The organism is Parabacteroides sp. PH5-46 (genome assembly GCF_029892785.1).
Lineage (GTDB): Bacteria > Bacteroidota > Bacteroidia > Bacteroidales > Tannerellaceae > DFXE01.
The window spans coordinates 24,837-48,384 of sequence record NZ_JARXXA010000024.1 but is presented as its reverse complement, the minus strand read 5'-3'; the positions used below and the strand labels follow the sequence as shown (position 1 = coordinate 48,384).

General features: G+C 43.3%; 18 protein-coding genes. 9 read left to right on the top strand and 9 right to left on the bottom strand.

What is annotated here, in order from left to right:
- The first annotated feature begins 120 nt into the window (after positions 1–120).
- Positions 121–936, top strand: a complete 816-nt coding sequence (locus M2470_RS17425; protein WP_280746287.1) for an alpha/beta hydrolase — start codon at positions 121–123, stop codon at positions 934–936.
- Here M2470_RS17425 and M2470_RS17420 read toward each other — a convergent pair.
- Both M2470_RS17420 and M2470_RS17415 read right to left on the bottom strand, forming a co-directional pair.
- Positions 933–1,883 carry a methylenetetrahydrofolate reductase gene (locus M2470_RS17420; RefSeq protein ID WP_280746286.1) on the bottom strand — a complete coding sequence of 317 codons (951 nt, stop codon included), beginning with the start codon at positions 1,881–1,883 and terminating at the stop codon, positions 933–935. The two genes, M2470_RS17425 and M2470_RS17420, sit on opposite strands and share 4 nt — an antisense overlap.
- Positions 1,884–1,891: 8 nt before the next feature.
- The gene (locus tag M2470_RS17415; protein ID WP_280746285.1) at positions 1,892–2,242 is read right to left on the bottom strand and encodes a hypothetical protein; all 351 of its coding nucleotides are present in this window, start codon (positions 2,240–2,242) and stop codon (positions 1,892–1,894) included.
- 255 nt (positions 2,243–2,497) lie between these two features.
- On the opposite strand from M2470_RS17415, the gene M2470_RS17410 reads away from it, so the two are divergent.
- From M2470_RS17410 to M2470_RS17390, 5 genes are all read left to right on the top strand, one after another.
- The gene (locus M2470_RS17410; RefSeq protein WP_280746284.1) at positions 2,498–3,517 is read left to right on the top strand and encodes a branched-chain amino acid aminotransferase; all 1,020 of its coding nucleotides are present in this window, start codon (positions 2,498–2,500) and stop codon (positions 3,515–3,517) included.
- A 190-nt stretch (positions 3,518–3,707) separates the two neighbouring features.
- Entirely contained in the window at positions 3,708–4,886 is a 1,179-nt protein-coding gene (locus M2470_RS17405) for an AAA family ATPase (RefSeq protein ID WP_280746283.1), read from the top strand.
- Between the two features lie 32 nt (positions 4,887–4,918).
- On the top strand, positions 4,919–8,467 hold the full coding sequence (nifJ, locus tag M2470_RS17400) for a pyruvate:ferredoxin (flavodoxin) oxidoreductase (RefSeq protein WP_280746282.1): 3,549 nt from the start codon (positions 4,919–4,921) through the stop codon (positions 8,465–8,467).
- A 315-nt stretch (positions 8,468–8,782) separates the two neighbouring features.
- On the top strand, positions 8,783–9,565 hold the full coding sequence (locus M2470_RS17395) for a Cof-type HAD-IIB family hydrolase (protein WP_280746281.1): 783 nt from the start codon (positions 8,783–8,785) through the stop codon (positions 9,563–9,565).
- A 139-nt stretch (positions 9,566–9,704) separates the two neighbouring features.
- The gene (locus tag M2470_RS17390; RefSeq protein WP_280746280.1) at positions 9,705–9,839 is read left to right on the top strand and encodes a hypothetical protein; all 135 of its coding nucleotides are present in this window, start codon (positions 9,705–9,707) and stop codon (positions 9,837–9,839) included.
- A gap of 119 nt (positions 9,840–9,958) precedes the next feature.
- On the opposite strand, the gene M2470_RS17385 is transcribed toward M2470_RS17390, so the two are convergent.
- A complete protein-coding gene (locus M2470_RS17385) occupies positions 9,959–12,250 on the bottom strand; it encodes an NADP-dependent malic enzyme (RefSeq protein ID WP_280746279.1) in 2,292 nt (763 codons plus the stop codon).
- A 315-nt stretch (positions 12,251–12,565) separates the two neighbouring features.
- Here M2470_RS17385 and M2470_RS17380 point away from each other — a divergent pair, with 315 nt between their 5' ends.
- From M2470_RS17380 to M2470_RS17370, 3 genes are all read left to right on the top strand, one after another.
- Positions 12,566–15,433 carry a bifunctional fucokinase/fucose-1-phosphate guanylyltransferase gene (locus tag M2470_RS17380; RefSeq protein ID WP_280746289.1) on the top strand — a complete coding sequence of 956 codons (2,868 nt, stop codon included), beginning with the start codon at positions 12,566–12,568 and terminating at the stop codon, positions 15,431–15,433.
- 138 nt (positions 15,434–15,571) lie between these two features.
- The gene (ald, locus tag M2470_RS17375) at positions 15,572–16,678 is read left to right on the top strand and encodes an alanine dehydrogenase (protein ID WP_280746278.1); all 1,107 of its coding nucleotides are present in this window, start codon (positions 15,572–15,574) and stop codon (positions 16,676–16,678) included.
- A 109-nt stretch (positions 16,679–16,787) separates the two neighbouring features.
- On the top strand, positions 16,788–17,522 hold the full coding sequence (locus M2470_RS17370; RefSeq protein ID WP_280746277.1) for a hypothetical protein: 735 nt from the start codon (positions 16,788–16,790) through the stop codon (positions 17,520–17,522).
- A gap of 111 nt (positions 17,523–17,633) precedes the next feature.
- On the opposite strand, the gene rseP is transcribed toward M2470_RS17370, so the two are convergent.
- From rseP to M2470_RS17340, 6 genes are all read right to left on the bottom strand, one after another.
- The gene (gene rseP, locus M2470_RS17365; protein WP_280746276.1) at positions 17,634–18,959 is read right to left on the bottom strand and encodes an RIP metalloprotease RseP; all 1,326 of its coding nucleotides are present in this window, start codon (positions 18,957–18,959) and stop codon (positions 17,634–17,636) included.
- A gap of 25 nt (positions 18,960–18,984) precedes the next feature.
- Positions 18,985–20,133 carry a 1-deoxy-D-xylulose-5-phosphate reductoisomerase gene (locus M2470_RS17360; RefSeq protein WP_280746275.1) on the bottom strand — a complete coding sequence of 383 codons (1,149 nt, stop codon included), beginning with the start codon at positions 20,131–20,133 and terminating at the stop codon, positions 18,985–18,987.
- Between the two features lie 6 nt (positions 20,134–20,139).
- Positions 20,140–21,015 (bottom strand): M23 family metallopeptidase, encoded by an 876-nt coding sequence (locus tag M2470_RS17355; RefSeq protein ID WP_280746274.1) that lies wholly within the window; start codon positions 21,013–21,015, stop codon positions 20,140–20,142.
- Positions 21,016–21,087: 72 nt separating this feature from the next.
- A complete protein-coding gene (gene rimM / locus M2470_RS17350) occupies positions 21,088–21,609 on the bottom strand; it encodes a ribosome maturation factor RimM (protein ID WP_280746273.1) in 522 nt (173 codons plus the stop codon).
- A 14-nt stretch (positions 21,610–21,623) separates the two neighbouring features.
- Positions 21,624–22,928, bottom strand: coding sequence for a UDP-N-acetylglucosamine 1-carboxyvinyltransferase (gene murA / locus M2470_RS17345; RefSeq protein WP_280746272.1), 1,305 nt, complete (start codon positions 22,926–22,928; stop codon positions 21,624–21,626).
- Positions 22,925–23,539: a DUF4290 domain-containing protein gene (locus M2470_RS17340; protein WP_280746271.1), complete on the bottom strand. Its 615-nt coding sequence runs from the start codon at positions 23,537–23,539 to the stop codon at positions 22,925–22,927. Before M2470_RS17340 ends, murA begins: the two co-directional genes overlap by 4 nt.
- Positions 23,540–23,548 lie beyond the last annotated feature (9 nt).

The window sequence follows — 23,548 nt, the reverse complement described above, 5'->3', positions numbered from 1 at the left end:
CTAAACTAAAGGAGTTGTTTCAATATTTAGAAACAACTCCTTTGTTTGTTTAGAGGAAAGTGGTTTCTTTGCAAATCAATTAAATTTGTATTATTGTATGCCTGTTTAATATAGAAAGTTATGAAGAGAATCCTATTATCGTTGCTATCCCTTCTGTTTGTGAATATTGCTTTTGCTCAAACAGTTACTGCTTATAAGATAGTTGAAAATCTGAATTATCGTACAGATGGAGACGCTTATAGTCGGGAACGTTGCAAACTGGATGTTTACTATCCGGAGGGCGAGAAAGGCTTTGCTACGGTAGTTTGGTTTCATGGAGGTGGACTTTCTTCAGGCAAAAAGCATATTCCCGAGCAACTGAAGAACTGTGGATTGGCTGTTGTGGCGGTAAATTACCGTCTGCTTCCGAAGGCCCAACTCTCGGACTGCTTGCAGGATGCCGCAGCTGCAGTTGCCTGGACTTTTAACGAAATAGGGCAGTTTGGAGGCGATCCTCATAAGATATTTGTGTCAGGACATTCGGCAGGGGGATATCTGACCTCCATGATTGGATTGGATAAAAAATGGCTTGAAGCCTATCACATAGATACCGACCGGATAGCCGGACTGATCCCTTTCAGCGGACATGCAATCAGCCATTTTGCATACAGACAGTCCAAAGGAATGAAAGACACACAACCCAGCATTGATGAATTTGCTCCGCTCTATTATGTGCGTCCTGACGCTCCGCCTTTGGTTATAGTTTCCGGAGACAGGGAGTTGGAACTACTGGGACGCTATGAAGAAAACGCTTACTTCTGGCGCATGATGAAAGTCGCAGGACATAAGGAAACCTACTTATATGAACTAGATGGATACGACCATGGCGCTATGGCAGCACCAGCTTTTCACATCTTAAAAACTCACGTAAAGGAAATATTGAAAAAGGAGGATTAATATACCTCTTTTGCTACCTGGTATACACTCTCGGTTGCCATGAACGAATAGAAATGCAGGCTGGGAACCTGATGAACCATCAGATCTTTACATTGCATGGTACACCATTCTACACCTACAGCTTTTGCATCCTCGTCGGTTTTGCATTTCCGCAGCTCTTTTGCTAATGCTTCGGGAATGTCTGAGCGGAAAACTTTAGGAAGTATAGTCAGCTGATTTTTGAAAACAATGGGTTTTACACCAGGGATAATCGGCACGGTAATGCCTTCGGCACGGCAACGATCCACAAAGGTGTAATATTTTTCATTGTCGAAGAACATTTGAGTCACCAGGTAGTCGGCACCGTTTTCTACTTTCTTTTTGGCATAGTAAATGTCCGATTCTATATTCGGAGCCTCTTCGTGCTTCTCTGGATAGCAAGCCATTCCGTAAGAGAAAGGAGTTTCGTTTGCTTCAAATGTAGAGCCGTCTACGGCAATACCTTTATTAAAGTTGTTTACCTGCTCCTGAAGTTCTATAGCATAATCATGAAACTGGCTTTTGTCCAAGTTTGGGTCAAGCGTTTTCACATCTCCCCGGAGCAACAACAGATCATATACTCCCAGAAAGTTCAAGTCGATCAGTGCGTATTCCGTTTCGTCTTTGCTGAATCCTTTGCAGATAATATGTGGAACAGCAATGATGCCGTATTTGTTCTGAATGGCAGAGGCAATAGCTACCGAACCGGGACGTTTGCGTATGTTTACCCGTTGGTAGCTACCGTCGGCTAATGTTTTGTAAATAAATTCGCTATGATGCGAGGTGATATTGATATATTTAGGATCAAATTCGCGCAATTTGTCAATAACACTATATACTTTTTGTACACTATTCCCTTTTAAAGGGGGAAGAATTTCAAAAGAAAAAGCCGTTTGCTTACTGTTCCTGATATGATCGATAACCCTCATAGTTTTATTTATATCTCAATAATATTTTTTGCCGTAATAGAAAAGACCTGAATAAAGTTCACCTTTGTTTCGTGCATTTTCTTTTGCAACTTTTCATTGTCTCTATTCAATAGGTTCTCTGCAGAGCCATCTTTCCAGCGGTTTTCTGCCCATTGTGTATCAAGACAGGGAGTCTGGTCGATGTGACAAAGCAGTTTTTTCTCCTCGTAATTAACAGCGATAGTTTTTCTGGAAAGTTTGCTTTCGCTCAACATTCCGCTGATTTTCACCTTTTTTTTATCCCATAAGCCCTTTTCAAAGGGTTCATTGTCGGCAGGCAATACGCAGATGATTTCACCATCGGAAAGTCGTAATTTCATCTTCTTCCCTTTTATCGGGCAGACATGTACGACCTCTCCTTCAAGTGTCGTTTCTTTTCCTACTTCTGGGTCCAGATAATGCGTATATCCGGTTGCTTGTTTGTTATTGCAAGCGAAAAATAAAACACAACTCGCAGTTGATGCTTTTAAGAAATCACGACGTCTCACTTTTTGATAGTTTATTTTCGTTGCAAATGTAGCAATTATTGTGAAATAGATTAAATTTGTGATTTAAATCTAATAGAAGACAATCTTATGAATGGAATTAACTGGTCTGAACTTACGTTCGGATATATGAAAACAGACTATAACGTCAGATGTTATTATCGTGATGGTAAATGGGGCGAACTGGAAGTTAGCTCCTCGGAAATAATCAATATTCATATGGCGGCTACCTGTCTCCATTACGGGCAAGAGGCGTTTGAAGGACTCAAGGCCTTTAAGGGTAAAGATGGTAAGACTCGTGTTTTTCGTATGGAAGAGAATGGCAAACGTATGATTTCTTCGAGCCAGGGAATCATGATGGCCGAATTTCCGGTAGAAAGATTTGAAGAAGCAGTTCGTAAGGTTGTAAAATTAAACGAGCGCTTTGTACCTCCTTATGGAAGCGGAGCGTCGTTATACATTCGTCCGTTGTTGATTGGTCTGGGTGCCCAGGTAGGAGTAAAGCCGGCAAGCGAATATCTTTTCATGGTATTTGTAACTCCGGTTGGCCCTTATTTCAAGAGTGGCTTCAAACCGGCTCCGGTATGTATCATGCGCGGATACGACAGGGCAGCTCCGCAGGGAACAGGAACCATCAAAGTAGGTGGAAACTATGCCGCCAGTCTTGCAGCCGGAACGAAGGCACAAAGTAAAGGCTATGCTGCTGTTCTGTACCTGGATCCGAAAGAGAAGAAGTATCTAGACGAATGTGGACCGGCTAACTTCTTTGCTATCAAAGGAAATAACTATATTACTCCGGCTTCAAACTCTATTCTCCCTTCTATTACGAACAAGAGCCTGCAACAACTGGCTACCGATATGGGACTTACGGTAGAACGCCGTCCTATTGCAGTAGAGGAACTGAGCACTTTTGATGAAGCGGCAGAATGCGGAACAGCAGCCGTTATTACTCCGATCTCAAAGATTGATGACTTGGATGAAAACAAATCATACATTTTTTCAAAAGACGGAGAGCCCGGAGCTACCTGTGAGAAGTTGTACAAGAAACTATTGGCTATTCAAACCGGCGACGAGCCAGATCCATACGGCTGGGTAAAGGTTATAGAATAAAGGATATCTGAAACTAATAAATAGCTCGCCTCCTATTTTCAGTAGGACGTGAGCTATTTTTATTTGCACGTGAGCAAATATTTTTAGGATAAATGCCATTTCGGATTGGTAAATTAATATTTATTTTGCTATCTCGGTATTGCAAATCATGGATTTTTGTTATTTTTGCAGGAAATAACAACGTATTATCGTGGAAACATTCTTTCGGACACATAACTACTTACTCGAACACACGTATTCTTCGGTGAGGAGATTGTTAATGGATGAAGTTGACTGGAACGACCGCCTTATCGGAATCAAAGGTTCGAGAGGGGTGGGTAAAACCACCTTTCTGCTTGAATATGCGCGGGAGTTTTTCGGAAAAGACAACCGGGAGTGTTTGTATATCAACCTGAACCATTTCTATTTCACGGAATGTAGCATCATAGATTTTGCTGCCGAATTCAGAGCAAAAGGCGGAAAAGTACTGCTTATCGACCAAGTATTCAAATACCCGGGATGGTCGCATGAGTTACGTTATTGCTACGATCACTTCCCCGATTTGCGTATTGTCTTTTCAGGCTCGTCGGTCATGCGTTTGAAAGAAGAAAACCCGGACTTGTCCGGCCGTGCTGCGTCCTATAATTTACGAGGTTTCTCTTTTCGGGAATTTCTGAACCTGATGGCCAATACTTCTTTTCCTGTTTATTCTTTTGAAGAGATTCTGGCCGATCATACGATAATTGCCGAATCAATTTGTTCCAAAGTAAAGCCGATGGCTTTCTTTCAGGATTACCTGCATCATGGATATTATCCCTTTTTTCTGGAGAAAAGAAACTTCTCGGAGAACCTGCTGAAGACAATGAACATGATGCTCGAGGTAGACGTATTATATATTAAACAAATAGAGCAAAGTTATTTGCCCAAGCTAAGGAAATTGCTATATTTGCTGGCCATTAGTGCGCCTTGTGCTCCTAATGTCAGTCAGTTAAGCAAAGACATAGAAACCAGCCGGGCTACGGTGATGAATTATATTAAATATCTGACAGACGCCCGCCTGACTAATATGCTTTACAATGAAGGCGATACATTCCCTAAAAAACCAGCAAGAGTTTATATGCATAATACAAACCTGATGTATCCTATCCGCCCGGCGGATGTAAATAATCAGGCGATAAGGGAAACCTTTTTCTATAATATGCTGCATAAAGGAAACAAGCTGAATACGGGAGTGAAGAACGCCCATTTTTTAGTTGACGGGACTTACAACTTCAGGATAGAAGAATCCCTGAAAGTACGTAACAATCCCGATTTGTACTATGCGATAGATAAAGCCGAGGTAGGAAGTGAAAATCTTATCCCGCTTTGGCTGTTTGGATTTTTGTATTGAAAGAATAGTGTTACATAATTATTAATTTAGAAATGACAAAGCAAAAGAAATTCTTAACTTGTGATGGTAATCAAGCTGCTGCGCACATCTCGTATATGTTTAGTGAGGTGGCGGCTATTTATCCCATTACTCCTTCGTCTACAATGGCCGAATATGTAGATGAGTGGGCTGCTGCCGGACGTAAAAACATTTTCGGAGAAAAGGTTTTGGTGCAGGAAATGCAATCGGAAGGTGGGGCAGCCGGTGCTCTTCACGGTTCTTTGCAGGCTGGCGCTCTGACAACTACCTATACTGCATCGCAGGGGTTGTTGTTGATGATCCCCAATATGTATAAGATAGCAGGTGAACTCTTACCTTGTGTATTCCATGTGTCTGCCCGTACAATCGCTTCGCATGCGCTTTCTATCTTTGGCGACCATCAGGACGTAATGGCTTGCCGTCAGACCGGCTTTGCCATGTTGGCTGAAGGTTCTGTGCAGGAAGTAATGGACCTGGCTGCTGTAGCACACCTAGCTACAATCAAGTCTCGCGTACCGTTTGTAAACTTCTTCGACGGATTCCGTACTTCTCACGAAATACAGAAAATTGAAATGCTGGAAAATGAAGATGTAGCACATCTGATCGACCAGAAAGCATTGGCTGAATTCCGTAGCCGCTCATTGAATCCGGAAAACCCGGTGGCTCGCGGTATGGCAGAAAACCCCGATGCATTCTTCCAGCACAGAGAAGCCTCTAACAAATATTATGAAGCTGTTCCGGAAATAGTGGAAGAATACATGAAAGAGCTTTCTGCTATTACAGGCCGTAAATACGGATTGTTTGATTATTACGGAGCTGCAGATGCCGACCGCGTAATTATCGCTATGGGATCTGTAACGGAAGCTATCCGCGAAACGATTGATCACCTGACAGCTAAGGGTGAAAAAGTAGGGCTTTTGGCTGTTCACTTGTATCGTCCTTTCTCTGCTAAGCACTTCCTGGCTGCTATGCCTAAAACAGCTAAACGTATCGCTGTATTAGACCGCACAAAAGAACCGGGAGCCAACGGAGAACCTCTATACATGGATGTAAAAGATATCTACTACGGACAAGAAGGTGCTCCGTTAGTTATCGGTGGCCGCTATGGTTTGTCTTCTAAAGACACGACTCCGGCTCAGATTTTGGCTGTGTATGAAAATCTTTCTTTGCCGATGCCGAAGAATGGCTTTACCATCGGTATTGTAGACGACGTAACCTTTACTTCTCTTCCACAACAGGAAGAAATAGCTATGGGTGGCGACGGAATGTTTGAAGCCAAGTTCTATGGTTTGGGTGCCGACGGTACAGTAGGAGCTAATAAGAACTCAATCAAGATTATCGGTGATAATACTAACAAATATTGCCAGGCATACTTCTCTTACGACTCTAAGAAGTCGGGAGGTTTCACCTGTTCTCACCTTCGTTTCGGAGACGAACCGATCCGTTCTACCTATCAGGTAAATACGCCAAACTTCGTGGCTTGTCACGTACAGGCATACCTGCGTATGTATGACGTAACACGCGGCCTTCGCGAAAACGGAACATTCCTTTTGAATACAATCTGGAATGACGAAGAGCTGGAAAAGAATCTGCCGAATAAAATCAAACGTTATTTTGCCAAGAAAAAGATCACTGTATATTATATGAATGCAACAAAGATTGCAGAAGAAATTGGTCTGGGCAACCGTACCAATACTATCTTGCAGTCGGCATTCTTCCGTATTACAAAAGTAATCCCTGTAGATCTGGCTATCGAGCAGATGAAGAAATTCATCGTTAAGTCATATGGCAACAAGGGAGAAGCGATTGTAAATATGAACTATGCAGCCGTAGATCAGGGTGGCGCTTACAATCAAATGACAGTGAAACCCGAATGGGCGAACCTGCCGGACGAAGAAAGCGACAAAAAGAATCAACCGGACTTCATTAAGAACGTTGTAAACGTAATTAATGCTCAGGATGGAGATTTATTGCCTGTTTCTACTTTTGTAGGTATTGAAGACGGTACCTGGCAGCAAGGAACAGCTAAATATGAAAAACGTGGTGTAGCATCTCACGTTCCTGTTTGGACGTCAGAAAACTGTATCCAATGTAACAAGTGTGCGTATGTTTGTCCTCACGCTTCTATCCGTCCGTTTGTATTGGATGAAGCAGAGCAGAGCAAAGCGCCGTTTAATGATATGCTGAAAGCTACCGGAAAACAATTCGATGGTATGAAGTTCCGTATCCAGGTGTCTGTATTAGACTGTCTGGGTTGTGGTAACTGTGCCGACGTTTGTCCGGGTAACAAGCAAGGCAAAGCACTTGAAATGGTTACACTGGAAAGCCAGATACAGGAAGCTCCTAACTGGGAATATTGCACAGACCAGGTGAAGAGCAAACAACACTTGGTAAATATCAGTGCCAATGTGAAGAATTCTCAGTTTGCTACTCCGTTATTTGAGTTCTCCGGTGCTTGCTCCGGTTGCGGTGAAACTCCGTATGTGAAACTGTTAACTCAGTTGTTCGGCGAGCGTCAGATGATAGCAAATGCTACCGGTTGTTCTTCTATCTATTCAGGTTCTGTACCTTCTACTCCTTATACACAAGGAGAAAGCGGTCACGGACCAGCGTGGGCTAACTCATTGTTTGAAGACTTTGCCGAATACGGAATGGGTATGAACCTGGCAGTTGACGCCATGCGGGAACGTTTGGAAAAACTGATGAAGCAGGCAATAGAAAAAGACTGTCCGGCTGGCGGAAAAGAATTGTTCGAAGAATGGACTGCCAACAAAAATAACGCAGAAAAGACAATAGAACTGGAAGCAAAGATCACTCCGCTGGTGAAAGCCAATGCAGACAAATGTGACATTTGCAAAGAAATAGCGTCTTTGAGTAAATATATCATCAAGAAATCCCAGTGGATCATTGGTGGTGACGGAGCTGCTTACGATATCGGTTTCGGAGGATTGGATCATGTGCTGGCGTCAGGCCGCGACGTGAATATCCTGGTGCTCGACACGGAAGTATATTCTAATACGGGAGGCCAGTCTTCAAAAGCTACACCGGTAGGAGCTATCGCTAAGTTTGCTGCAGCCGGAAAACGTATCCGTAAAAAAGACCTGGGGCTGATCGCTTCTACCTACGGATATGTATATGTTGCTCAGATTGCTATGGGTGCTGATCAGGCACAAACCCTGAAAGCAATCCGTGAAGCGGAAGCTTATGACGGACCTTCTATCGTAATTGCTTATGCTCCTTGTATCGCTCACGGATTAAGATCCGGAATGGGCAAGAGCCAGGCAGAAGAAGAAAAAGCTGTAAAATGTGGATACTGGCACCTGTGGCGCTACAACCCAGCGTTGGAAGCCGAAGGACAGAATCCGTTTACATTGGACAGCAAAGAACCAGAATGGGATGCTTTTGAAGACTTCCTGAAAGGTGAAGTTCGCTATTCTTCCGTAATGAAACAATATCCTCAGGAAGCAGCCGAGCTGTTTGCTTCAGCCAAAGAAAACGCGAAGTGGAGATACAACAACTACAAACGTTTGGCTAAACAACAATGGGGTGTTGAGCAAGAATAAGTAAGTAAAAACTGCAAATAACTGTCAAAAAGGGAGGAAACTTATGTTTTTCTCCCTTTTTTTAGCATAAAGCTTGCACATCTTCTGGAAAATGTGTTTATTTGTAGTGACGGAATTTTGACGTTGACCTTAGACAAGCGTCTTTTCATATTCATTGAATTTCAATCCCTTACTTTGGAATGAAGAAACAAGTTTCTTTTGAAGGTTTTTCAAAAGTATTAGACATTTAGTATCGTAAAAGCGAGATGTTCAGAGCATCGCGCTTTTATATTTTAGATACTTTCTGTACCTTTGCCGGAAAGGTTATAAATAGTTATGATAAAGGCAGTTTTCTTTGATATCGACGGTACACTCGTCAGTTTTAACACACACGTTATTCCACCCTCTACGCTTGAAGCACTTGATTTGTTGCGAAAAAAAGGTATCATGCTTTTTATTGCTACCGGACGACATCGGGCGTATATCAATAATCTGGGCGACCAGGAATTTGATGGTTACATTACCCTTAACGGAGGCTATTGCGTAGCCGGGGAAAGTGAACTAATCTATAAACACAGCATTCCCTCAACAGATATAGATGCACTGATTGAATATCAGAAAGCATACCCTTCCAATGTATTTCCTTACATCCTGGTGAAGGAAAAGGAGTTATTTATGAATTACAAAACGTCTCGGGTTGAAACGGTGTTGAGTCAATTGAACTTTCCCGAGCCTCCTGTTGTACCGTATTCGGAAATACCACCCGGCGATGTTTATCAGATAATTGCTTTTTTTGATGCGGATCAGGAAAAACACGTGATGCCTTTTCTGCCGGGATCCGAATCCACACGTTGGTCTCCTCTATTTACCGATGTTGTTCCTAAAGGCAGCAGTAAGCAGGTTGGCATTGATAAGATCATTGAACACTACGGATTTACACTGAATGAAACCATGGCTTTTGGCGACGGCGGGAATGATATACAAATGCTCCGTCATGCAGGCACAGGCATCGCTATGGGAAATGCAGAGGATGCTGTTAAGCAAGCTGCCGATTATGTCACCGCTTCCGTAGATGATGATGGCATTTATAAAGCTCTGAAATACTTTAAAATCATATAAATATCTTTCTTTATACGTAACGAACGTTAAAAATATGCTTTTGAAGTATGTTTTAAAACATTATTTCAATTAATGTTGTTATCTTTGTAGTGTATAACAAAAAGAAAGAATAATGATCACAAGAAAAAGTGAAGAAAGCATGCGTACTTTAGCCATGTTGCGTTATCAGGCTGAGCACTACCGTACGGTAGGAAGAGGTTCTGTTTCCCAACAATTAGATGCTAAGATCCGTCGCCTTGTAAAGGAGATGAACGCAGGTGCAGTTAAATCATAAAATGGTAAAACTGCATTTTATTGAGATAATTTAAGTAAGAAATATATAGCAAAAAGGTTTACTAAACGATGATTCGTAAGTAAACCTTTTTTTATTGATAAAGGCATAAAACGGAAACGTTACTCTTCGTTTCCTTTTTCTATCTGTTCTTGCACAATGGCGTCAACCACAGCAACAGTTGTCAGATTCAGTATATCCCGGGTTGAACTCTCCAGGTCTGTGAAGTGTATCGGCTTGTTCAGTCCCATCTGAATAGGGCCGATTGATTCTCCTACACCCATTTCAAGTAATAACTTGTATGCACTGTTGGCCGAACTCAGGTTCGGGAATATCAGTGTATTTACATCTTTTCCTTTCAGCTTGTTGAAGGGGTATGTTTCGTCCCGCAGCTTTTTGTCGAAAGCAAAGTTTACCTGCATTTCTCCATCTACTACAAGTTCGGGGTAATTTGTATGAAGGTAATCGATCGCTTCATGCACTTTCATAGGGCTGCCCTGCTTGTCGGCGCCAAAGTTGGAGTATGACAACATCGCCATAACCGGCTCGTGCGCAAAGAATCTGACAGCATCGTGTGTGAGACGGGCAACATCCTTCAATACATCAGCCGACGGATGACGGTTGATCAACGTATCCGCAATAAAGAAAGTCCCTTTCTTACTGCTTATGATGTTCATTGTCCCGAAATGTTTATATGACGGACGGATACCGATAATTTGCTCAGCCAGTTTGATTACTTCCGAGTAGCGGCTGTAGACACCAGTAATAAAGGCGTCTGCCTCGCCGGTGTTGACCATCATCATACCAAAAGCATTCCGGTCTACCATCTTTTCGTAGGCTTCAGAGAAGGTAACGCCTTCCCGCGCCTTTTGCTCCGAGAATATTTTGGCAAAGCGGGCTCTTCTGTCGTTTTCCCTGTCGTGGCGTAAATTAACTATTTCGATACCATCGATGTTCAGGTTTTCTTCCGCTGCTATCTTATGTAGCCTTTCTTCATTGCCCAGCAAGATTGGGATACAAATTCCTTCTGATTTCGCTTCCACCGCTGCTTTCAGCATATTGGCATGATTAGCTTCGGCGAATACAACACGTTTCGGATTGGCTTTTGCCATATCTACGAAAGAGCGGATCAGCTTGTTATCGTAGCCCATCATCTCCCGCAGGTGATTGGCATAGCCTTCCCAGTCGGTAATAACTTTACGCGCTACACCCGATTCGATAGCCGCTTTGGCTACGGAGATGGAAACAGCCGTCAGCAGACGTGGGTCTAATGGCTTTGGCAGTATATAATCACGTCCGAAAGTAGTCCTTTTCAGTTTATAAGCAGCATTTACGACATCGGGTACCGGCTCTTTTGCCAGTGCGGCGATTGCCTTTACGGCTGCCAGTTTCATTTCTTCGTTGATTGCTTTGGCATGTGTATCCAATGCGCCACGAAAAATATAAGGAAATCCCAGTACATTGTTTACCTGGTTCGGATAGTCCGAGCGTCCGGTAGCAAAAATAATATCAGGACGAGAGTCCATCGCATCCTGATACGAAATCTCAGGATTCGGATTGGCTAAGGCAAAGACGATAGGATTGTCGTTCATGGAACGTACCATCTCTTTTGTCAATACATCGGCAACAGACAGTCCCAGAAATACATCGGCACCGGCCACAGCTTCTTCCAGAGTTTTAATATTCTTGTCGGTAGCAAATTCCTTTTTAGCCTCATTCAAGTTGTTGCGATAGACAGACAATACCCCTTTGCTATCACACATGATGATATTTTCCTTCTTTGCCCCAAGTAACACATACAGTCTGGTGCAGGAAATAGAGGCCGCTCCGGCTCCGTTCACTACAATTTTTACATCTTCAATTTTCCTGCCGGTAATCTCAAGGGCATTCAGCAGTCCGGCACCGGAGATAATAGCTGTCCCGTGCTGGTCGTCATGCATTACTGGAATATCGAGTTCCGCTTTCAGCCGGGTTTCTATTTCAAAACATTCCGGAGCTTTGATGTCTTCAAGGTTGATCCCCCCGAATGTAGGAGAAATAGCTTTTACAGTCTGTATAAACTTTTCCGGATCTTTTTCATCCACTTCAATATCAAATACATCAATGCCGGCGAATATCTTAAACAAAAGCCCTTTACCTTCCATAACCGGCTTTCCGGACATCGCTCCTATATCACCCAATCCCAAGACAGCTGTCCCGTTTGAAATAACAGCTACCAGATTACCTTTCGAGGTATATTTATATGCATCCAGCGGATTCTGCTCTATTGCCAGGCAAGGTTCAGCTACTCCGGGAGAGTAGGCTAATGATAGATCAGCCTGAGTACTATATGGTTTGGTTGGAATAACTTCTATTTTTCCCGGCTTACCTTCGGCATGATACCGTAATGCTTCCTCTTTTATCGATTTTGCCATAGACTATTACATTATTGTTAGTGTTTACAAAAACCGCCACAAAAGTAGCAAATTATTAGATATTGTACCTATTTTGCTTACAAATAGTTTGTCAATTGTCTGAAGTTTTTTCAAATTCACCCATGCTTTGCGTAATTATTACGGCATAAAATCGTTGGCCGATAACCATCGGTTAATTGGCCGACGGCCGTCAGCCAACTGACCGATAATTATCAACCAATTGACCGATGGCTGTCAGCCAACAAAAACGTAGGCAGAAAAAGAGCTATTGTATGGCAGATAAGTTCGATTTATATTAATATCTTCACGATCGAAATTGAAGAAAAAGCGAGATACAATATGAAGAACTTACTGTCTTTGCCTCATAATTTGGTGAATTGCTTCCATGAAATAGAACATGTTTCGCCTGAAAACTGGTTTTGTACTTCCGATCCTGTCGGTAAACGCTTGGGGTCGGGTGGGGGAACAACCTGGTTGCTAGAGGCTTGCTATCGCGACGAAGCCTCTCCGCTTCAGTTTGAGGAATGGTTGGCAAAGGAGAAACGTATTCTTTTACATGCCGGTGGGCAGAGTCGTCGTTTACCGGCTTATGCTCCTTCGGGTAAGATACTTACGCCTATCCCTGTATTTCGCTGGGAGAGGGGGCAACGCTTAAATCAAAGTCTTCTGTCGTTGCAATTGCCTTTGTATGAGGAGATCATGCAAAAAGCGCCAGACTCTTTTCATACGTTGATTGCCAGCGGGGATGTGTATATTCGGGCAAATGAGCCGTTGCAATGCATTCCGGAGGCTGATGTTGTATGTTATGGTTTGTGGGTTGATCCGGTGCTGGCTACTCGTCATGGCGTTTTTATGTCATCCCGGGAGAATCCTTCCGCTTTGGACTTTATGATGCAAAAGCCTTCTATTGATCTCTTGGGAGAGATGGCGCAAACCCATCTGTTTCTGATGGATATCGGGATTTGGTTACTGAGTGATAAAGCAGTAGAACTCTTGGTTAAACATTCGTATGAATCAGACGGACAATCGCTGAAGATGTATGATCTTTATTCGGAATTCGGATTGGCTCTGGGGCAGAATCCCCGCATAAAAGATACGGAGTTAAACCAGTTATCAGTCGCTATTCTGCCCTTACCGGGTGGCGAGTTTTATCATTATGGAACAGGCTCTGAGTTAATATCTTCCACTTTGGCTGTGCAAAATCTGGTGCGTGATCAGCGGGCTATTATGCAGCGCAAAGTAAAACCTCATCCGGCCATGTTTGTCCAAAATGCAGAAGTGGAAATACCGCTCAGATCAGACAACTTTGAACTGTGGATAGAGAATAGCTTTATTGCTAAGGATTGGAAAATAACGAATAAGCATATTCTGACAGGTATTCCGAAAAATAACTGGTCATTGAAGTTGCCTGCGGGAATCTGTGTAGATGTTGTGCCTTTGGGAGATACTGCGTATGTAGCCCGCCCGTATGGCTTTACGGATATGTTTAGAGGCAAAGCCTCCGAGCCGGATACAATGTTCATGGAGCAACCTTTGCAGCAATGGTTGACTGATAGGTATTTAGATTTGCCGGAGAATGATGATATACAGGATTTATTGCTTTTCCCGGTCTGTGACAGCATAGAAGATATGGGTGAAATGCTAAACTGGATGATCGCAAATCCGGAAAACGAAGCAGGACGGGAACTATGGCAGAAGGCTCCGAAAATGTCGGCAGCGCAATTGACTGATGAGGCCAATTTGCTACGCTTAACGGCTCAACGCAAATCTTTTCGGCAGAAGAATTGGCCTACGTTGGCTGAGAATCACGAACGAAGTATTTTTTATCAGTTGGATTTAGCGGATGCAGCTTTGGCATTTGCCCAGGATGCTATCCCATTACCCGCTCCATTGTCTAAAGATATGCCTGTTATCAAGCAGATTCATGACCGAATGTTCCGTTCCAGGGTTTTCCAAATACAGAAAAAGAATGAAGAGGCGGCAAGGGCTGAATCCGAAGCATTCAGTTTGTTGCGAGACGGGATGATCGTGTCAATGGAATGTAAACGCCAGACACCACATCTGGATGTGTACCAGGATCAGATTGTTTGGGGACGAAGCCCGGTGCGTATTGATTTGGCAGGCGGATGGACAGATACTCCTCCTTACTGTCTGTATGTAGGTGGTAATGTGGTTAATGTTGCCGTAGAACTAAACGGACAACCTCCGTTACAAGTCTATGTTAAGCCTTGTCGGGAGTTTAAAATTATTCTTCGCTCCATTGATTTGGGCGACAGGGAAGAGTTACATACCTGGGAGGATTTAAAGAATTATAATAAAGTAGGATCTCCATTTTCTATTCCCAAGGCGGCCTTATCATTGGCTGGTTTTATACCGGAGTATTCACTGGAAACATATGCCTCGCTGGAAGCGCAGTTGAAGGAATTTGGCAGTGGGATTGAGTTAACTCTCTTGTCTGCTGTTCCTGCCGGATCTGGCTTGGGCACAAGCTCCATTCTGGCAGCTACCGTATTAGCTGCTGTTTCCGATTTTTGTGGGCTGGGCTGGGATAAAAGCCTCATTGGAGACCGTACGCTGGTATTGGAACAGTTGCTCACTACCGGCGGAGGCTGGCAAGATCAATATGGCGGTATTTTGCATGGAGTAAAACTGCTGCAAACGCAGGAAGGCTTCAGACAAAGCCCACTGGTGCGATGGTTGCCCGATTATTTTTTTACGGATCCGCAGTATCAATCATGTCATTTATTGTATTATACCGGTATTACCCGTACAGCAAAAGGTATTTTGGCAGAGATTGTGCGCGGCATGTTCCTGAATGAAGGATACCGCTTGCGTCTTCTTTCCGAAATGAAGACACATGCCCTTGATCTGTATGATGCTGTGCAATATGGTAGTTTTGAAACTTATGGGCGTTTGATAGGTAAGACCTGGGAACAGAAAAAAGCCATCGATCCGGGCACGAACCCTCCTGCTGTGGAAGCATTAATTTCTCTGATCAAAGATTATGCATTAGGATATGAACTTCCGGGTGCCGGTGGAGGAGGCTACCTTTATATTATAGCTAAGGATCCCGAAGCTGCCGGGCATATCCGGCGTATTCTTACAGCTTCTGCGCTTCATCCCAATGCTCGTTTTGTAGATATGAAGCTTTCGACGGGAGGTTTGCAGGTCAGTCGTTCATGACATAAATCAATTAAAAACGCTGTTTGCAGGAAAAGAGTAAAGGAAATTACTTGTTTTCTCAAAAAAACAGGGGAAAGATTATCATAATGTCAGTTTTTTGTGTAAATTTCGGCTCACAAAACTTTAAATGCTAACAATATGATCGTAGGAGTCCCTAAGGAAATTAAAAACAATGAAAATCGCGTAGCGCTTACGCCCGCCGGAGCTAAAGAATTGGTAAGAAGAGGACATACTGTGTATGTTCAACACACTGCAGGGGAGGGAAGTAGTTTCCCTGATGAAGAATACATAAACGCCGGAGCAAAAATTCTTCCAACTATTGAAGATGTATACAATATAGCTGAAATGATCGTGAAGGTGAAAGAGCCGATTGCCAGTGAATATTCGTTGGTACGTCCCGGACAGTTGCTGTTCACGTATTTTCATTTTGCCTCTGAAGAAGCGCTAACATTAGCCATGATGAAGAGTAAGTCTATCTGTTTGGCTTATGAAACAGTAGAGAATGCAGATCGTACTTTGCCGCTTTTGATTCCGATGAGTGAAGTAGCTGGACGTATGTCTGTGCAGGAGGGAGCCCGCTTCCTTGAAAAGCCTCAGGGCGGAAAAGGGGTGTTGCTGGGAGGTGTTCCCGGAGTAAAACCAGCCAAAGTGCTTGTGCTTGGCGGAGGAGTCGTAGGGTATAATGCCGCTTTGATGGCTGCCGGATTGGGAGCTGATGTAACAATTGCTGATATTTCTTTGCCACGCTTACGCTACCTGAGTGAAGTAATGCCTGCCAACGTTAAGACGCTGTATTCGTCTGCTCACAATATAGAGCAGGAATTGCCCAATACGGATTTGGTTGTAGGCGCTGTACTGGTTACAGGGGCCAAAGCTCCTCGCTTGTTAACTCGTGATATGCTGAAACTGATGAAGAAAGGAAGTGTGTTGGTAGACGTAGCGATTGACCAGGGCGGCTGCTTCGAAACGTCCCATCCTACTACCCATGCCGAGCCTATATACGAAGTAGACGGTATCATTCATTACTGCGTGGCGAATATCCCCGGAGCTGTGCCGCAGACTTCAACGTTGGCATTGACCAATTCGACCTTGCCTTATGTCATCAAACTGGCTGAACAAGGCTGGCGGAAAGCATGTAAAGAGGACAAAACATTATCTTTAGGCTTAAATGTAGTAGACGGTAAAATCGTTTACAAAGCTGTAGCTGATGCCTTCGGACTGGAATATCATCCTTTGGATTTGTAATTTTCACCAAGGATATATTATTTCTTTTTAAAATAAGTTAAAATTATAGGTGCTTCTAAGTTAGTCTTACTAATTTAGAGGCACTATTAATTTAAAAACATTATCATCCATGAAGAAAGTACTTTTATTTGTTTTAACCTTATTCTTATGTACAGGGAGTTTGTTTGCACAAGATGCAGATCAGTTACGTGATGAAGGCGATGCTGCCTTAAAAGAAAAAAACTACGCGCTTGCCCTTACGAAATATAGCGAATACCTGAAGTTGACGGACTATCAGGATGCTGCCCGGATATTCAATACGGGATACAGTGCAGACCAGGCAAAGAACTATGCCGAAGCTGTACGTTTTTTCGGTATGGCTATTGAAAAGAATTACAATAAAGAGAATGCTTACGTAGGGAAGGTGAAGGCCTTACGCGATTTAGATAAGAAAGATGAATTTATCGCTGCCTTAGGAGAAGGGCTCAAAGACTTTCCAACGAATGTAAACCTTGGGAAACTGGGCTACGGTTACTTGATGAAAGTAGCTCAGGCAGAACAGAAAAGCGGAAACATTGCCGAAGCAGAAAAGTTATTCAAAGAGGTATTGGTAGTTCCTGATAAAACACATAAAGGAAACGCCTTGTATAGCCTGGGTATCTTATTTTTTAACAACGGAGCCAAAGCATTACAAGCAGCAAGCCCTTTAGCTACTTCAGATCCCGACAAGTATGCCGCAGAAAAAGCAAAAGCTAATGAAGACTTTAAAAAAGCAAAAACTTATCTTGAGCAAGCATTAGTAGAGTCTCCTGCCAATGAAAATGCTAAAAAGTCTCTGGAGAACGTAAACAAAGCGCTGGAATAAGTTTAATAGACTTAATAAACTTAATAGATTTAATGATAAAGGGCTGGATGGTTTTGCAACATCCAGCCCTTTATTCTATTGTATCCACTAAGTTTATTATATCTACTAAGTCTATTTAAAGATAAAGCGGAAGAGGTCGTTGCCGTTGGCGTAGATTAGTAGGCCGAACAGCAATAACATACCGACTACTTGGGCATACTCCAGGAATTTGTCGCTGGGTTTGCGACGGGTGATCACTTCATAGAGCAGGAACATTACATGGCCTCCGTCTAATGCCGGAATAGGCAAGATGTTCATAAAGGCAAGAATGATAGACAGGAAGGCAGTAGTCATCCAGAAAGAACGCCAATCCCACTGTGCAGGGAAGAGGCTTCCGATAGCACCGAATCCGCCTAAACTGGAGGCTCCTTCTTTGGTGAATGCATACTTCATGTCGTTTACATAACCTTTCAAGGTATTAATTCCCAACCGAATTCCTGCCGGGAATGATTTAAAGAAGCTATATGTGATGGTTACCGTCTCATAGATCGCATTAGGAGAGGAAGGATAAATGCCCAACTTTCCAAGAGAATCAAGCTGCACTTGTGCGAATTGTTCCACTCCATTACGAGAGAAGCCTACTTGAATGTTTTTTCCTTTGCTGGCATCCAACTGTTCGCTTGCATCATAATATGTAGGGGTTTTTACATCACCGATGGATAAAATACGGTCTCCGGGTTGCAAACCGGCTAATGCAGCAGGGCTTGTTTCTTCGGCCATCCGGTCGATAATCATAGGGAAACGTATACCGGCAAATCCTTGTTTGTCACGCAAGAAACGTTGCATCATATCTTCCGGGATGGCAATGACTGTTTCAACTCCCTCTCTGAGAACGGTTACCTGTCTGGCGGTTGCTACAGCGCGCAAGGCGTCTGTTCCGAAACGTTCCAGCTTCATAGTGTCGGCTTTTAACAGGATATCTCCGTCTTGAAAACCTACATTTTTGAATGTGTCGCTGTAATCCATACCCATCTTCATGTTCTCCAGCGGAAGGTATTTATCTCCCCAGGCAAACAATACCATGGAATAAATGAAGAGTGCCAGCAAGAAGTTGAACAATACTCCGCCTACCATGATAAGCAAACGCTGCCAGGATGATTTGGAGCGGAATTCATACGGCTGAGGAGGTTGTGCCATCTGCTCTTTATCCATGCTTTCGTCAATCATACCGGATATCTTGCAATACCCTCCCAGCGGAAGCCAGCCTACACCATATTCCGTTTCACTGTTTTTCGGCTTGTAGCGAAACAGGGCAAACCAAGGGTCGAAGAACAAATAAAACTTCTCTACCCGGACTTTAAAGAGGCGGGCAAACAAGAAGTGTCCGAATTCGTGGATAATCACTAATATAGATAAACTCAGAATGAGTTGTAATGCCTTGATCAAAAATGTTTCCATTTATCGTGTTTAATTTAAATTGTTTTTACATCTGTTCGGAGGCTATTCTCCGGGCTTCAGCATCTGTTGCTACATAATCTTCGTAGGTAGGATTGGCAACAAAGGATGCTTTTAGCATGGTTTGCTCAATCATATTACTCATTTGCAGGAAACCAATCTCTTCACGAAGGAAGGAGGCTACTGCTATTTCATTGGCTGCGTTCAGGATACAGGGCATGTTACCACCTTTCCGCACTGCTTCAAAAGCAAATGCGAGGTTACGAAACCGCTTCATGTCCGGTTCTTCAAAAGTCAGCGTATTATACTGCGTGAAATCCAGCCGGGGGGCTTTGCTTTTGAGTCGTTTGGGATATGAAAACGCATAACTGATTGGCAACTTCATGTCGGGAATACCCAGTTGAGCCATCACCGATCCGTCTTCAAACTGTACCATCGAATGGATGATTGATTGTGGATGTACTACTACCTGTATTTGTTCCGGGGATAAGCCAAACAGCCACTTCGCTTCAATCATTTCAAAGCCTTTGTTCATCATGCTGGCCGAATCAATCGTTACTTTGGCTCCCATGTCCCAGTTGGGGTGTTTTAAAGCCTGTGCCTTTGTAACATGAGCCAATTTTTCCATCGTTTTGGTGCGGAATGGGCCGCCCGAGGCTGTCAGTAATATCTTTTCTACCGGATTTTGCCATTCTCCGGCCAGGCATTGGAATATAGCGGAATGCTCAGAATCTACAGGTAGGATAGGGACATTCTGTTCGGATGCCAAGGCTGTAATCAGTTCGCCGGCTACAACCAGGGTCTCTTTATTGGCCAAGGCGATTGCCTTTCCGGCTTTGATGGCTGCGATAGTTGGCTTTAAGCCTGCATATCCTACCATGGCAGTGAGTACCATGTCTATCGGCTCTTCCTGCACTATTTGAGCAATTGCTTCCGAGCCTCCCCAAACCTTAACGGGGAGGTCTGCCAGTGCGTCCTTTACTTCCGGGTATTTTTCTTCGTTGGCAATAACAACGATTTCCGGCATAAACTGACGGGCTTGCTGGATTAACAGGTCGGCTTGGTTATTAGCCGTTAATGCGTATACCTCAAAAAGGTCGGTGTTTTCACTGATAACCTCCAGTGCCTGTGTTCCTATAGAACCTGTTGAACCTAGTATGGCTAATCGTCTCTTCATGTATATTTAAAAAGCGATATATTCTTCCGGATTGACGGGGTTTCCTCTGTGCCACAATTCAAAATGCAGATGAGGGCCAGTAGATAGATTACCTGTATTTCCAATCAAAGCGATAGCTTCCCCTGCGATAACCGAATCGCCAATCTTTTTCAGTAATAGTTCGTTGTGCTTATAGATGGATACAAATCCGTTTTTATGCTGAATTTGTATAACATTTCCATATTGAGGGTCAAAGCCTGTAAAGATAACGGTTCCGTCCAGGGTTGCCAGTACACTTTCTTTAGGAGCGGCTACCAGGTCTACCCCATAGTGGCGAACGTCGGCTTCATAATGGGAAGAGATAATGCCGTTTACCGGTTTGTAAAAGAATACCGCATCTGTTGGTGTATGATTGGGGTTTAAAGCTGTGAGATTGTACTTTTCCTCTTCTTCAAAGTTTTTTATGAAGGCGGCTTCCTGTTTGCTCCGGGGGATATCATAATTTGCATTGGCATGTGCCAGTGAATCAATCTCACGGATAGAGTCTACAGGCATGGTGCCGCTTAGTATTCCTGCCACATTCTCAAGATACAACGCCTGTATGTTCAAAATCCTTTCCAAAGAATCTGCGCGCAGGGCATTGTCTACGATCTCTCTGCGAACTTCTACATCCAGATATCCCGGTAAGTAGTTACGGATAGGAGTCGTTATAATGATCAGTGACGTAATAGTAATAAGGATAAAAGCAAATAATGCCAGAATAGAAAATGCAGAAAGTCGCGACATGCGGAAAGACCAAACTTCTTCCAATGTTCCTTCATTGAAAAAGGAGAGTTTGTATTTGAACCGCATCCGGTACCAAAACGATTTGAATCCTTTGTTATTTTTATGCTTTAGTGCCATTATTGATTGTTAAAACGCAAAAGTAGCAAAAACCCTATCCGAAAATGAATACTTTACGCTTATTAACGTTTTCTATATATCCAGTAAGCCTTCCGGAATAGATACGCTAATGCTTTTATTTACATGGTCTGCCGAAAGTATCAACTCGTCGGCAGCCGGTATCAGTAACTCTCTACCTTGGTAATGAACCTGTAGAAGTATGTTGATTGTACTCTCGTCTACATCCGTAATTTCACCCAATGTGCCTAGCTTTTCATCAATAACCTGATAGCCGATAAAGCTATCCCAGCTTATGCCGTCGACAGTATCTTTTTCCGGCATATCAGCCAGCGGGTAAAACACTTCCCGGTTTGTGAAGTGGCGGGCGGATTCTTCCGAATCTACATTCTCCATCTTTACAAGGATTACATTCTCTGATTTATAGCGATATTCTTCGACGTAAAAGGGGACCAGTATACCATCCATATCACAGATAATATATGGTTCGTCGGTTTCGTCGAATGCGTTACTGGAAGATACTAAATTGATTTCCCCTTTTATACCATGGGGCTTGGCGAAATATCCTATTTTGCAAACGTCCTCTTTTCTTATCATGCGTCCGGTAGTTGTTAAAGACGTGTGATACGTGCACCGATACTATTTAGCCGTTTGTCGATATCCTGATACCCCCGGTCTATCTGGTCGATGTTGTGGATATGGCTACTGCCTTCGGCGCTCATGGCAGCAATCAATAGGGCTATACCTGCGCGGATGTCCGGTGATACCATATTGGCTCCGCGTAGCTTAAAGCGATTACCCAGTCCGATAACTGTTGCCCGGTGTGGGTCGCAAAGAATAATCTGAGCTCCCATATCGATTAGTTTGTCAACAAAGAACAAACGGCTTTCAAACATTTTCTGGTGGATCAATACACTTCCTACAGCTTGTGTAGCTACTACAAGGAATACACTCAGCAAGTCGGGCGTAAGTCCCGGCCATGGAGCATCGGCTATTGTCATGATAGAACCGTCTATAAAGGTTTCTATCTCATATGTTTCGTGTGTGGGGATATGAATGTCGTCGCCTTGTTTCTCTACCGTAATCCCCAGGCGGCGGAATGATTCGGGAATAATCCCCAGTTTGTCATATCCGGTATTTTTGATAGTAATGTCGGAAGCTGTCATAGCTGCCATACCTATAAAACTACCTACTTCAATCATATCCGGCAATATCGTGTGCGTAGTGCCTCCCAGTGCCTCTACTCCCTGAATTGTCAGCAGGTTGGAACCTACTCCGGAGATACGTGCTCCCATATTGTTTAGCATGGTAGAGAGTTGCTGCAGGTATGGTTCGCACGCGGCATTGTATATCGTTGTTGTTCCTTCGGCCAATACCGCAGCCATCAGTATGTTGGCTGTTCCGGTTACAGAGGCTTCGTCGAGCAACATATATGTTCCTTTCAGTCGGTCGGCTTCTATCTCATAGATCAGTCGGTCGGCATTGTACTGGAAAGATGCTCCCAGTTTTTGTATACCGACAAAGTGAGTGTCCAGGCGTCGTCGCCCTATCTTATCGCCTCCCGGTTTAGGGATAAGCGCTTTTCCGAAACGGGCTACCAATGGACCTACAATCATAACAGACCCTCGCAAAGAAGTACTTTTACGCAGGAATTCATCTGTTTTCATATAGTCCAGGTCGATGTTATCGGCTTGGAAAGTATAGGTGTCTGCAGATAAGCGTTCCACCTTAACCTGCATGTCACGCAGGAGTTGAATCAGGTTGTTTACATCTAAAATATCAGGGATATTATGAATCGTAACCTTTTCAGGTGTAAGCAAGACGGCACAAATCACTTCCAGCGCTTCATTCTTTGCCCCTTGAGGAATGATTTCGCCGGACATTCTGTACCCGCCTTCAATTACAAAAGAACTCATCTGTTTTTGCGTGAATGATTTTTCTTATTATTGTTGTTATTATTGTTGTTGTTCTTGGCCAGGATTTCACGGCTTTCCGTTAATTTTATCTCATCTTCATGCAGTACGATTTTCCCTTGCGACAATTCGTCCAGGTCTTTAAATATCTTACGATCGTCTACCGACTCTTTATTCCAGGTCAGATACGATTTTTTCATTTGGTTGGCCAATAATTTTACGAGTATGTCTCTTTCCTCTCCATTGTCCAGCTCGTTGGCTTTTTTTATCATTTTTTCCAGCGCAATACCGTAATGGCGGTAGCGGATACGTGAGTTGTTGTAAGGAATTCTGGGTGGCTTTTTATAGAGATTTTCTTTTTTGATAATCTCATAAGGATAGTCGATATCCAGTTTGAAATCAGCCATAATTGCCAAATGATCCCATAAGATATGTTTGAAGTCATTTACGTCGCGGAGATGGGGGAACATGTTTCCCATTACATTTATTATCGAGTGAGCACATTGCTGGCGTTTTTCCTTTTCAGGAATTGAAACGCAGTATTCAACCATGTTTTGGATATTTCGGCCATACTCTGGCATGGCCAATTTTTTCTCTTGGGTGTTATAATTCATCTTACGGTC

Bases quoted from the DNA above. Each gene is read 5' to 3' on its own strand.
- M2470_RS17420 (WP_280746286.1), bottom strand. From the start codon at position 1,883: ATGAGGGTTATCGATCATATCAGGAACAGTAAGCAAACGGCTTTTTCT.
- M2470_RS17415 (WP_280746285.1), bottom strand. From the start codon at position 2,242: ATGAAATTACGACTTTCCGATGGTGAAATCATCTGCGTATTGCCTGCC.
- M2470_RS17385 (WP_280746279.1), bottom strand. From the start codon at position 12,250: ATGGCAAAATCGATAAAAGAGGAAGCATTACGGTATCATGCCGAAGGT.
- murA (WP_280746272.1), bottom strand. From the start codon at position 22,928: ATGAGTTCTTTTGTAATTGAAGGCGGGTACAGAATGTCCGGCGAAATC.
- ald (WP_280746278.1), top strand. From the start codon at position 15,572: ATGATCGTAGGAGTCCCTAAGGAAATTAAAAACAATGAAAATCGCGTA.
- rimM (WP_280746273.1), bottom strand. From the start codon at position 21,609: ATGATAAGAAAAGAGGACGTTTGCAAAATAGGATATTTCGCCAAGCCC.
- nifJ (WP_280746282.1), top strand. From the start codon at position 4,919: ATGACAAAGCAAAAGAAATTCTTAACTTGTGATGGTAATCAAGCTGCT.
- M2470_RS17390 (WP_280746280.1), top strand. From the start codon at position 9,705: ATGCGTACTTTAGCCATGTTGCGTTATCAGGCTGAGCACTACCGTACG.
- M2470_RS17395 (WP_280746281.1), top strand. From the start codon at position 8,783: ATGATAAAGGCAGTTTTCTTTGATATCGACGGTACACTCGTCAGTTTT.
- M2470_RS17370 (WP_280746277.1), top strand. From the start codon at position 16,788: ATGAAGAAAGTACTTTTATTTGTTTTAACCTTATTCTTATGTACAGGG.
- M2470_RS17360 (WP_280746275.1), bottom strand. From the start codon at position 20,133: ATGAAGAGACGATTAGCCATACTAGGTTCAACAGGTTCTATAGGAACA.
- rseP (WP_280746276.1), bottom strand. From the start codon at position 18,959: ATGGAAACATTTTTGATCAAGGCATTACAACTCATTCTGAGTTTATCT.
- M2470_RS17340 (WP_280746271.1), bottom strand. From the start codon at position 23,539: ATGAATTATAACACCCAAGAGAAAAAATTGGCCATGCCAGAGTATGGC.
- M2470_RS17355 (WP_280746274.1), bottom strand. From the start codon at position 21,015: ATGGCACTAAAGCATAAAAATAACAAAGGATTCAAATCGTTTTGGTAC.
- M2470_RS17410 (WP_280746284.1), top strand. From the start codon at position 2,498: ATGAATGGAATTAACTGGTCTGAACTTACGTTCGGATATATGAAAACA.
- M2470_RS17425 (WP_280746287.1), top strand. From the start codon at position 121: ATGAAGAGAATCCTATTATCGTTGCTATCCCTTCTGTTTGTGAATATT.